The following is a 12,598-nucleotide window of genomic DNA, read 5'->3' on the forward strand; positions in this document are numbered from 1 at the left end:
TTTTGTGCGCGAGAGGGGACTTGAACCCCTACGTCCTAAGACACCAGAACCTAAATCTGGCGCGTCTGCCAATTTCGCCACTCGCGCTTGGTGGTACGACCGTCCAAACTCTACCGGGCTTGACCGGGATCGCGAAGCTCTGGATGGGCGTGGCGTACTCGTGAGTAACCCGACCTGGGGTTATAACGATTAGATAACGGGCAATATGAGGGGCACTCATGTTTCGTACGTGTTGGTAACCGGTAGACCTGCGGGTTCAAACGTGAGTGGGCCTCATGTTTCTCGGCATTCTGGTACGGAAGTGCAGAAATACCAACCGGTAAGGGTCAACTGGGGAAGCAAACGTGAGGCTTTCCTCATGATTTTGTGCAATCCTCGCCCATATCAGGCCTAGAGGTTGAGCAGCACCCTGCGTACCGGAGGGAGCGACGTGTCCGTGGGGGCATGTCGCCAGGAGTAAGGAAGTCGAAGCGTCTTGACGATCAACGAGAGCACTGAGACCGGGACCGGAACGAACGCGAAGGTGAGTGCCCAGCGGGCTGGGACGTCGAAAGACATGCGGGCGCCGTTGGTCGATCGTCTGCTGAGCGGTACTCCGTACGCGCTGGCATTCGGCGGACAGGGTGCGCAATGGCTGGGTGAGCTGGAGGAGATCGGGCGCGACAGCGCCCTGGAGCCCGAGCTCACCGCGTTGGTCAACGAGGCGGCCACACTGCTGGAACCCGTTGCGGCGCAACTGCTGGTGGTGCGACCGGTGGGTTTCGACCCGGTCGGCTGGATGCTCGAAGACGAGCTCGCCGATGAGGAGACCTCGGCCGCGCCGTCGGAGCACGTACTGCGGTCGGCCGCGGTATCGATGCCCGGCGTGCTGCTGACTCAGCTCGCCGCGCTGAAGGCGCTGAAGTTGCAGGGGCTGGATCCGGCCGAGCATGCGCCGGTGGCCGTGGTCGGGCATTCGCAGGGCCGATTGGCGGCGACCGCGGTCGAACAAGCCGGCGCGCGCGATGCCGAACTGCTGGCGATTGCCCAGATGATCGGTGCCGCAGCGGGTTTGGTGGCGCGTCGGCGCGGCTTGATGCCGGTGGGCGAGCGCTCGCCGATGGTCGCGGTCTCGAATGTCGATCCGGCGCGGTTGCGCCAGGTCGTGGCCGAGGTCGGCGCGGGCGTGGATCCGCTTGCCGCCGCGGTGGTTTCGATCGTCAACGGCCGTCGCCGCGCGGTGCTGTCCGGCACCCCGGCGCAGCTGGAGCGAGTTCGCCAGCGCTGCGCGCAGATTCACGACGAGCAGGCCAAGGCCCGCGATTCCAAGGTGCGCGGCGGCTCGGTGTTCGCGCCGGTGTTCGAGGACCTGACGGTCGACGTCGCGTTCCATCACCCGGCGCTGGGGGACACCGTCGACCTGGTCAGCGGCTGGGCCGAGCAGTGCGGGCTGGATGCGGCGCTCGCGGGCGCGCTCGCCCGAGAGATCCTGGTCGACCCGATCGACTGGGTCGCCACCGTGGACGCCGCGGTCGCCAGTGGCGCGCAATGGCTGCTGGACCTGGGCCCGGGCGATCTGCTGAGCCGGCTCACCTCGGGTTCGCTGAAGGGCACCGGCGTCGGCATCGTCGCCGCCGCCACGCGCGCCGGGCAGCGCAGCCTGCTCACGCCGGGCGCCGCCCCGGAGGTCGCCCAGCCGTGGACGGCGTTCGCGCCGAAGCCGGTCCGGTTGCCGAACGGGCGCATCGTGGTGGAGACGGCGTTCACCAAGCTGACCGGTCGTTCGCCGGTGCTGCTCGCGGGCATGACGCCCACCACTGTCGACGCGAAAATCGTTGCGGCCGCGGCCAATGCGGGGCACTGGGCGGAGCTGGCCGGTGGCGGCCAGGTGACCGAGCAGATCTTCGCCGACCGCGTCACCGAACTGAAGACGCTGCTGCACCCGGGTCGCACGGTGCAGTTCAACTCGTTGTTCCTCGACCCGTACCTGTGGAAGTTGCAGCTCGGCGGCAAGCGCCTGGTGCAGAAGGCCCGGGCAGCGGGCGCTCCGTTCGACGGCGTCATCGTCACCGCCGGTATCCCGGAGCTGGAAGAAGCCGTCGCGCTGATCCACGAGCTCGCCGAGGTCGGCATCGCGCACGTCGCCTTCAAGCCGGGCACCGTCGCCCAGATCCGCGCGGTGCTGCGCATCGCCGACCAGGTCCCGGACTACCCGGTGATCATGCACATCGAGGGCGGCAAGGCCGGCGGGCACCACTCCTGGGAAGACCTGGACGACCTGCTGCTGGAGACCTACGCCGAACTGCGCAACCGCGACAACGTGGTGGTCTGCGTCGGCGGCGGCATCGGAACCCCCGAGCGCGCAACGGAATACCTCACCGGCGAGTGGGCCACGCCGTACGGCTACCCCGTGATGCCCCTCGATGGTGTCCTGGTCGGCACCGCCGCCATGGCGACCCTGGAGGCCACCACCGCACCCGAGGTCAAGCAGCTGCTCGTCGACACCCCGGGTACCCCCGACTGGGTGGGCGCGGGCACCGCGAATGGTGGAATGGCATCCGGCCGTAGCCAATTGGGCGCCGACATTCACGAGATCGACAACGCCGCCTCGCGCACCGGCCGCCTGCTGGACGAGGTCGCCGGTGACGCCGAGGCTGTCGCGAAGCGCAAAGACGAGATCATCGCGGCGCTGAACGCCACCGCCAAGCCGTATTTCGGCGACGTCACCACCATGACCTACCAGGATTGGCTGGAGCGCTACGTCGAGCTCGCGGTCGGCCTGGACCGCCGCAAGGACTTCGACTGCGGTAGCGATCTCGGCGACGCCATCCGTGAGGCCACCAGCTCGGTGTGGCTCGACATCACCTGGCGTGACCGGTTCGCGGAGATGGTGCGCCGCACCGAATCTCGCCTGCACCCGGCCGATCGTGGCGATATCCCCACGCTGTTCGCCTCGGACGACGCGTTCGAGCGCCCCGTGGACGCGCTGTGCGCGCTGAAGGAGCAGTACCCGGCCGCCACGCAGACGCTGCTGCATCCGGCCGACGTGCCGTTCTTCGTCAGCCTGTGCAAGACCCCCGGCAAGCCGGTGAACTTCGTGCCCGTCGTCGACGGCGACGTGCGCCGCTGGTGGCGCTCGGATTCGCTGTGGCAGGCCCATGACCCGCGTTACTCGGCCGATCAGGTGTGCGTCATCCCCGGCACGGTGGCCGTCGCGGGCATCACCCGCGTCGACGAGCCGGTCGGCGAGCTGCTCGACCGCTTCGAGCAGGACACCGCGTACTCCCTGGTGCGCGCCGGTGTCGTGCCGGTCGCCGTGGACGCGCGTCGTGTCGCCGGCGTGACCGCCGGTCCGATCGACGCGGTGCTGGCCGCCCCGGATGTCGACTGGGCGGGCCGCACCACCATCAACCCGATCCACCGCCTCGGCGATCTGGACGAGTGGACCGTCGACGGCAAGGGCGCGGTGCACCCGCGCACCGGCGCCACCCTGGTCGAGACCACCGGACCGGAAGCCGATCACTCCTATGTCGAGCTGAATGTGCCGCTGCTGGGCCGTGATTCGGTCACCATCCGGATCACTGTCCCGGCCTCCACATTCAATGGCGGCGCCCCCGTGATCACCGAGGCCGATGCCGACACCGCGATGTCCGCGCTGCTCGCGGTCGCCGCGGGACAGTCGCTGCCGGAGGTCAAGGGCGGCACCGCACACCTCAATATCGCCTGGACCCCGGACCTCATCGCCGACCACGCCGGTGTCACCGGTTCGGGCATGCCGGCCACGCTCAGCACGCTGGGCCGCACCGTCCCCGACGTGCTGGTCGGGGCCTGCTGGCCCGCCGTCTTCGCGGTGCTCGGGGCGACTCGCACCGCCGATGGCGGCCGGGGGATGGCAGGAGGCGAAGCCGACGGGGCGGGTGGGCACAGCGTCATCGAGGGCATGCTCGATCTGGTCCACCTCGATCATCAGATCGAACTGGTCGGCGAATTGCCTTCCGACACCAGCGTTCTGGTGGTCCGTGCCAAGGCGGGCGAGACCGTCGACACCGATATGGGACGCGTCGTCGAGGTCCGGGTGAAGATCACCGGGATGCTCGACAGGCCCGAGACCGGCCTGTCCATGCCGACCGTGGCCACCCTCACCGAGCGGTTCGCGATCCGTGGCCGCAACGGTGCGGGCGAGCTGTCCGATCCGCAGCGCGCGGCGGGGTCGCTGTCGGAGAGCGCGGTCGACACCCCGCGTCGCCGTCGTCGCGATGTCACCATCGTCGCGCCGCGCACCATGCACGCTTTCGCGCACGTCTCCGGCGACCACAACCCGATCCACACCAGCGACTCCGCCGCCAAGCTGGCGGGGCTCGGCGGCCCGATCGTGCACGGCATGTGGCTCTCGGCCGCCGCGCAGCACGCGGTGTCCGCGGTGGATCCCGAAAGTTCGGTTCCCGCACGCACTATGACCGCGTGGACCACCCGCTTCCTGGGCATGGTCCGCCCCGGCGCCGAGATCGACGTGCGCGTCGAGCGGGTCGCGGTGGACGCGGGCGCCGAAATCATCGAGGTCTCCTGCCGCACCGGCGGCGACCTGGTGATGACCGCGACCGGTCGCACCGCCGCCCCGAAGACCGTCTACGCCTTCCCGGGCCAGGGCATCCAGCGCAAGGGCATGGGCCTGGACGCGCGCTCGCGGTCCAAGGCCGCCAAGGAGGTCTGGGAGCGTGCCGACAAGCACACCCGCGACGCGCTGGGCTTCTCCATCCTCGCGGTGGTGCGGGACAACCCGACCTACCTCAAGGCGCGTGGTGTCGAGCACCGGCACCCGGACGGTGTGCTGCACCTGACCCAGTTCACCCAGGTGGCGATGGCGGTCCTCGGTGTCGCGCAGGTCGCCGAGCTGCGTGAGGCCGGTGCGTTCGTCGAGGGCGCCATGCTGGCCGGGCACTCGGTCGGCGAGTACAACGCGCTCGCCGCCGTCGCCGGAGTGCTGCCGCTGGAGGCAGTGCTCGAGGTGGTGTTCCAGCGCGGCTCCGCCATGCACGAGCTGGTGCCGCGTGATGCGCAGGGCCGCAGCGACTATCGGATGGCCGCGATCCGTCCCTCGCAGATCGGGCTGCCCGACGACGAGGTCATCGGATTCGTCTCCGGTATCGGCGAGCAGGTCGGCGAGTTCCTCGAGGTCGTGAACCTGAACCTGCGCGGCTCGCAGTACGCCATCGCGGGCACAGTCGCGGGCCTGGAGGCTCTGGAGACCGAAATCGACCGTCGCCGTGCCGAATTCGGTGGCAAGCGCGCCTACATCATGGTGCCCGGCATCGACGTGCCGTTCCACTCCACGGTGCTGCGCAAGGGTGTTCCGGAGTTCCGGCACAAGCTCGAGCAGCTGCTGCCCGAGGTGCTGGATCCGGAAGTGCTTGTCGGACGCTATATCCCGAACCTGGTGCCGCGGCCGTTCAACCTGGAGCGCGCTTTCCTGCAGGAGATCGCGGATCTGGTGCCGTCGGAGCCGTTGAACGAGGTGCTCGCCGACTTCGACAGCTGGGCGCAGCGTCCGGCCGAACTGTGCCGGGTCGTCCTGATCGAGCTGCTGGCCTGGCAGTTCGCCAGCCCGGTGCGCTGGATCGAGACCCAGGACCTGCTGTTCACCGACACCGCCCACGGTGGCCTCGGAGTCGAGCGGTTCGTCGAAATCGGTTTGGGCGCAACGCCTACCGTAGCGAACCTGGCCAGCCAGACACTGAAGCTGCCGGACTTCGGCGGCGTCACCGTCGAGGTGCTCAATATCGAGCGTGAGGCGGCGGTCGTGTACTCGACCGACACCGATCCCGCGCCGGTCGACGAGCCCGCCGACGAGCCTGCTGAAACCTCCACTGCCGCAGCGCCTGTGGCCGCTGCCCCGGTTGCGGCTCCGGCCGCGGCCTCCGGCGGTCCCCGTCCGGACGACATCGTGTTCTCCGCCGCCGACGCCACCCGCGTGCTGATCGCGCTGTGGACCAAGTTGCGGCTGGATCAGATCGGCCCGGTCGACACCATCGAGGGCCTGTGCGACGGCGTCTCCTCGCGGCGTAACCAGCTGCTCGTCGACCTCGGTGCGGAGCTCTCGCTCGGCGCCATCGACGGTGCGGCCGACGCCGACATGGGCGCGCTCTCCGCGACCGTCGAGCGCCTGGCCCGCACCTACAAGCCGTTCGGCTCGGTGCTGTCCGACGCCATCGGCGACCACCTGCGCAAGGTCTTCGGCCCGTCCGGCAAGCGGCCCGCCGCCATCGCCGAACGCGTCAAGAAGGTGTGGGAACTGGGCGACGGCTGGGCCAGCCACGTCACCGCCGAGGTTTCGCTCGGCACCCGCGAAGGCGCCAGTGTGCGCGGCGGCGATCTGGGCGGATTGGTCGCCGGTGCGCTCGGCGACGCGGCCTCGGTCGACGCGGCCATCGACGCCGCCGTCCAGGCGGTCGCGGCGCGGCGCGGTGTCGCGGTGTCGCTGCCCTCCGCCGGTGGCGGCGGGGGAGCGACCGTGGACGCGGCGGCGCTGGGTGAGTTCACCGAGCAGATCACCGGACGCGGCGGCGTACTCGCCACGGCGGCCCGGGTGGTGCTCGAGCAGCTCGGCTTGACCGAGCAGATCTCCGCTCCGGAAGCCAGCACCGACACCCTGGTGGATCTGGTCTCGGCCGAATTGGGTTCGGACTGGCCGCGTTTGGTCGCGCCCGCGTTCGATGCCAAGAAGGCCGTGCTGATCGACGACCGCTGGGCCACTGCCCGCGAGGATCTGGCCAGGCTGTGGCTGGACACCGACACCGCCGACATTGCCGTCGACGGTTACGTAGGTGCGGGCGAAGCCGTTGCGGCGCAGGCGAACTGGTGGCGAGATCGCGCCAAGCACGAGGCGCGCTCGGTACTCGCCGGGGTCTACGGCCAGATCGCCGAAGCCGCGCTGCGCACCGACGACGCGGGTCTGTGGTCCGACGACATCGCCGTAATCACCGGCGCGAGTAAGGGTTCCATCGCGGCCTCGGTCACCGGGCGGCTGCTCGGCGGCGGTGCGACCGTCGTGGTCACCACCTCGAGCCTCAACGACGATCGGCTCGCGTTCTACCGCAAGCTCTACCGCGAGAACGCCCGGCACGGTGCGGCGCTGTGGGTGGTCCCGGCCAACATGGCGTCCTACCAGGACATCGACGCGCTGATCGACTGGGTCGGTACCGAACAGGTCGACAACGCCGGTGGCGCGAAGATCAAGACCAAGGACGCGATGACCCCCACCCTGCTGCTGCCGTTCGCGGCGCCGCGGGTCGCGGGTGACCTCGCCGACGCCGGCGCCCGCGCCGAAATGGAGATGCGGGTCCTGCTCTGGTCGGTCGAGCGTCTGATCGGCGGGCTGTCCAAGCTCGGCGCCGACCACGACGTGGACGCGAAACTGCATGTGGTGCTGCCGGGTTCGCCCAACCGCGGCCTGTTCGGCGGCGACGGCGCCTACGGCGAGGCCAAGGCCGCGCTGGATGCGGTGGTCGCCAAGTGGCGTGCCGAGAAGTCCTGGTCGACGCGGGTCACCCTGGTGCACGCGCTGATCGGCTGGGTGCGCGGCACCGGTCTGATGGGCCACAACGACCCGATGGTCGAGGCGGTCGAGAAGGCGGGCGTGCAGACCTGGTCCACCAGCGAGATGGCCGACGAGCTGCTCAAGTGGTGCACCTCGCGGGCCCGCCAGGTCACCACGACCGGACCGCAGCAGATCGACCTCACCGGCGGACTGGCCCGGGCGAAGCTGGACCTGCCCGCGCTGGCCAAGCAGGCCGCCGAGCAGGCCGAAGCCGAGACCGCGACCGAGTCCTTGGCGGCAGTGACCATTCCGGCGCTGCCCGCGCCGCCCACCCTGAGCTCGGCGCTGCCGGTGCCGGAGTGGGGTGAGGTCACCGCCGACCTCGCCGATATGGTCGTCATCGTCGGCGCCGGCGAGCTCGGTCCCTACGGTTCGGCGCGCACCCGCTTCGAGGTGGAGGTCGACGACGAGCTCTCCGCCGCGGGCGTGCTGGAGCTGGCCTGGACCACCGGCCTGGTCACCTGGGAGAACGATCCCAAGCCCGGCTGGTACGACACCGATTCCGGCGACTTCGTACCGGAATCCGAACTGGCCGAGCGCTACCACGACGCCGTCGTCGAACGCTGCGGTGTGCGCCGCTACGCCGACGAGGGCGCGATGGTCGACAACACCGCGCCGCTGATGACGTCGGTGTTCCTGGATCAGGACCTGTCGTTCACCGTCGGCAGCGAGGCCGAGGCGCGCGCTTTCCACGCCGCCGGCCCGGAGCAGACCATCATCACCCCGGTCGCCGACTCCGGCGACTGGACCGTTACCCGCAAGGCGGGCACCGAGATTCGGGTGCCGCGCCGGGCCAAGCTGTCGCGCACCGTCGGCGGTCAGATCCCCACCGGCTGGGATCCCACCATCTGGGGTATCTCCGCCGACATGGCCGCCTCGGTGGACCGGGTCGCGCTGTGGAACATCGTCTGCACCGTGGACGCGTTCCTGTCCTCCGGGTTCAGCCCGGCCGAGCTGATGAGCTGGGTGCACCCGTCGCTGGTGGCCAACACCCAGGGCACCGGCATGGGCGGCATGTCCTCGATGCGCTCGCTCTACATCGACAACCTGCTCGGTGAGCCGCGCCCGAACGACATTCTCCAAGAGGCACTTCCGAACGTCGCGCTCGCGCACGTCGTGCAGTCCTACGTCGGCAGCTACGGCGCGATGGTGCATCCGGTCGCGGCGTGCGCCACGGCCGCGGTGTCGGTCGAGGAAGGCGTCGACAAGATCCGGCTCGGCAAGGCCGAACTGGTGGTTGCCGGCGGCTACGACGATCTCGGCATCGAAGGCATCGTCGGCTTCGGTGACATGTCGGCCACCGCGGACTCGGCGGCCATGAGCGCCAAGGGCATCAGCGACCGCTACTTCTCCCGCGCCAACGACCGCCGTCGCGGCGGATTCGTCGAATCGCAGGGTGGCGGAACGGTTCTGCTGGCTCGCGGTGACGTGGCGCTGGAAATGGGTCTGCCGGTGCTCGGTGTGGTCGCCTACGCGCAGTCCTTCGCCGACGGTGTGCACACCTCCATCCCCGCGCCCGGTCTCGGTGCGCTGGGTGCGGGTCGCGGTGGCCGGGAGTCCCGGTTCGCCAACGAACTGCGCAAGCTCGGCGTCGGCGCGGACGACATCGCGGTGATCTCCAAGCACGACACCTCCACCGCCGCAAACGATCCCAACGAGTCCGAGCTGCACGAGCGCCTCGCCACGGCCATCGGACGCTCCGCGGGTGCGCCGATGTTCGTGGTGTCGCAGAAGAGCCTGACCGGGCACGCCAAGGGCGGTGCGGCCGCGTTCCAGCTGATCGGCCTGTGCCAGGTGCTGGAAAACGGTGTGGTGCCGCCGAACCGGAGCCTGGACTGTGTCGACGAGAAGATGCAGGCCTACCCGCACCTGGTGTGGGCGCGCGAACCGCTGCGCTTCGGCGAGCGTTTCCCGCTCAAGGCCGGTCTGGTCACCTCGCTCGGCTTCGGGCACGTGTCCGGTCTGCTCGCGATCGTGCACCCGGAGGCCTTCATTCAGGCCATCGAGCCGGGCCGGCGCGAGGAGTACCAGGCCAAGGCGCAGGAACGGCAGCTGAACGGCCGGCAGCGGTTCGCCGAGGCCATGTGCGGCGGTGCGCCGCTGTACGAGCGTCCCGCCGACCGTCGCCTGGGCGCGGATGGCACGCCCGCCAAGCAGATTCGTCAGCTCGAAGCCGACGTGCTGCTCTCGCCCACCGCCCGGCTGAGCGAGAACGGCACCTACCGCGCCGACGGATTCGGTTGCGGCACCGGCGCTGTCATCGTGGGCCAGCTGGACGAAGGCGCCACCTCGTAGTGCCCGCTGCCACTACGCTGCACTGAGAAACCGAGGGGCAGCCGCTGCGAAGCGGCTGCCCTTCTCTCGACATTGAGGAGCTACAACGCAGTGACCATCCTGGGTATCGGCCTGGACCTGGTGACCATCTCGGAGTTCGCGGAACAGCTCGAACGTTCCGGAACCACCATGGTCCGGGAGAGTTTCACCGCGGGGGAGCGCCGCTACTGCCAGAGCAAGCCGACCGACTCGGCGCGCCACTACGCCGCCCGCTGGGCCGCCAAAGAAGCGGTGATCAAAGCCTGGGCGTCCACCCGCTTCGCCCGCAGCCCCCAAATCGGCGACAACCCATACCCTTTGATCGAGGTCGTCAACGACGCCTGGGGACGCCCCAGCATCAAATTGCACGGCCTCGCAGCCGAATTCCTGCCCCGGGTAAGGGTTCACCTCTCGCTGACCCACGACGGCGACACCGCTGCCGCAATGGTCATCCTGGAGGATCCAGGCGAACTCGCGGACATCATCGAGGGCCGCAGCGCCACCCAGTAGCTATTTGCCGCTGGCGGAACGGGATTCCTTTTCGGCCACAAGGAGATACGCGACCATGAGTCGCTTCAATTCCGACACCGCGTCCTTGTGACTCTGCTCGTCCTGCACCGAGAAGTTCAACATCGAATACACGACGTGCACGAGGACCTCGGCCATCATGGTGCGCCTTGCCCGCGGCGTGCGCGGGGTGAGGGGTCGCAGCATCTGCGCGACGACTTCGGCGAACTCCTTTTCGTGGATCGCCCCTGTCGCCCGCGTCGACGGCGTCGACTGCATGGCAAGCCAGACCTCGCGCCGGGACGGGTCGGTCATCCACAGGCCCGCCATGTGGTCGACGAACTGGTTCATGTGCCGCAACCAGTCCAGCGACGGGACCTCGCCGTGGAAGTCGGCGAGCTCCTGTGAGACTGCCACCAGGTCTTGACGGTTCAGTTCGCAGACGATCACGTACTTGTTGGCGAAGAACTGGTACAGCGTGCCGATCGGCACCTCCGCGCGGGCCGCTACCTCTTCACAGGTGAACGACTCGAACCCGACCTCGGTGAGCAGTTCGCGGGATGACTGCAGCAGGGCATCGAACTTTCGCTTGCTGCGCTCCTGCGTGGGCCGGCGGCGCGGCATGAGTTCCTGCGGGTCGTCCTGCAACTCCAACGCGGGGTCCAGGTGCCGCTTTGCCCTGGCCTCCGTGTGCACATCCACGTCCCCAGGCTAGCGCTACCGACACGCGCACGACACGCGCATGCGGTCTGCGTGTCCAGGTCTTGTCACATTTCACCACCCATCCGTGCCTTGTGCAGTGCCGAAGACATACCGAGCGCGCGTGGATTTGATTCATTTCAAAGCATGGCGTGCGTAGACCGAGGTTCAGGATTCACACCGGGAAGGCGTATCTGTGGTAGCTCGATCTGTGGTCACTCTCGGCGTTTCCACCGAACGCGGTGCCGTGCACGCGGTAGCGCTGGCCGAAACCGGCGAGCGGCTACCGGAGCGCGTGCTGCTGCACCGGGTGGAGAAAACGCACGGCGACACCAAGGCGGATGTCGCGGCGGCGGTGCACGCGGCAATGGATGACATCGCCGCCGAGCTCGGCGACGACATGGAGATCGCGGGGGCCGCTGTCGCCTACCGTGATGCCGCCGAACGGCGCGCCATTGTCACCGAACTGGCGTCCGGGCAATGGCATACGGCGTCGCTGGTGTCGGCGAAGGCCGCGCATCTCAGCGTCGCGGGCGCCATGACCTGGCTGGGCGAGTTCGACGATCTGGTCATCTGCGAGGTGGTCCCGGGGTTTCAGGCGTTCACCCTGATCGACCGGTACCGCAGCCGCGTGCTGGCCGCCACCAGTCAGGCGGGCGGCACGACGGAGGAATCGCTCGGCGCGGCGGTCACCGCGGCGTGGGATCAGTTCGAGGCGGCCGCTGTTCGCCCGGACGCGGTGGTGCTGATCGGCTCCGCCGCGAATATGCCCGCGGTGCGGGACGCGGTGGCCGGGTTCGGCGCACCGGTGCTGCCGTGCAAGATCGCGAAGGTCGCACCGGCGGTCGGTGCGGCGCTGTTCGCGATGGCGGATGTCAGCGGGCTCGCCGACACCGTCGAGCAGGCGCACAACGTGCGCGGCACCGCGGCGGTGTTCGCGGCGGCCAGCGTGCTGGCGGGCGGGCTCGTCGTCGGTGGTCTGTATGTCACCAATTCGCGAGCCACCCCCGCGGTGGTCGCGGATACCCGGCTCGGCGCGGACAACCGGATCATTGTCGACACCGGTTCGTCGGCCCCCGATACGGGTTCGGCGAGCGGTTCGTCGGCGGGTATCGCGGTCGAACCGGCTGAGCCCGCAGGCCCGATCGCCGGCACCGGCGCCGCGCCCCAGCCGACGATCGTGGTGCTCGATACTCCGACGCCGACGGGTTCGCAGGCGCTGATCGGGTCGCGCTGGGGTCAGAGCAAGCCGGCGACCTCGATCCCGCTCGAGGGACTCGGCGACGCGCACGAAGCCGAACAGGGGCTGCCCGCGGTGCATCCGGGCGCCGGCATCCCCGGCGGGTCGACCACGAAGGCCGGTGCGCCGAACGGTTCGCTGCTGTTCCCGGGCGAGGCGCCGCCGCCGGCCGCGTTCACCCCGGAGTCCTACCAGTGGTGGGACAACCACGTCCGCATGATGGTGTCGTGGGCGACGCAGCAGATCATGCCCGCGTGAGATGAGTA

The 12,598-nt window shown here is 69.3% G+C and carries 4 protein-coding genes and 1 tRNA gene; 3 read left to right on the top strand and 2 right to left on the bottom strand.

Going from position 1 to position 12,598, the window contains the following annotated elements; translation table 11 throughout:
* Positions 1-5: 5 nt before the first annotated feature.
* A tRNA-Leu gene (locus IBX22_RS33350) sits at positions 6-87 on the bottom strand.
* Between the two features lie 388 nt (positions 88-475).
* Here IBX22_RS33350 and IBX22_RS33355 point away from each other — a divergent pair.
* The gene (locus tag IBX22_RS33355; protein ID WP_305082268.1) at positions 476-9,868 is read left to right on the top strand and encodes a type I polyketide synthase; all 9,393 of its coding nucleotides are present in this window, start codon (positions 476-478) and stop codon (positions 9,866-9,868) included.
* Between the two features lie 90 nt (positions 9,869-9,958).
* Positions 9,959-10,396, top strand: coding sequence for a holo-ACP synthase (locus IBX22_RS33360; protein WP_194819782.1), 438 nt, complete (start codon positions 9,959-9,961; stop codon positions 10,394-10,396).
* Here IBX22_RS33360 and IBX22_RS33365 read toward each other — a convergent pair whose 3' ends face one another.
* Positions 10,397-11,017, bottom strand: coding sequence for a TetR/AcrR family transcriptional regulator (locus tag IBX22_RS33365; protein WP_228540045.1), 621 nt, complete (start codon positions 11,015-11,017; stop codon positions 10,397-10,399).
* A 271-nt stretch (positions 11,018-11,288) separates the two neighbouring features.
* Here IBX22_RS33365 and IBX22_RS33370 point away from each other — a divergent pair, with 271 nt between their 5' ends.
* Positions 11,289-12,590 carry a hypothetical protein gene (locus IBX22_RS33370; RefSeq protein WP_194819783.1) on the top strand — a complete coding sequence of 434 codons (1,302 nt, stop codon included), beginning with the start codon at positions 11,289-11,291 and terminating at the stop codon, positions 12,588-12,590.
* Positions 12,591-12,598 lie beyond the last annotated feature (8 nt).

The sequence above is a fragment of the Nocardia sp. XZ_19_385 genome (assembly GCF_015355755.1).
Taxonomy (GTDB): Bacteria; Actinomycetota; Actinomycetes; order Mycobacteriales; family Mycobacteriaceae; genus Nocardia.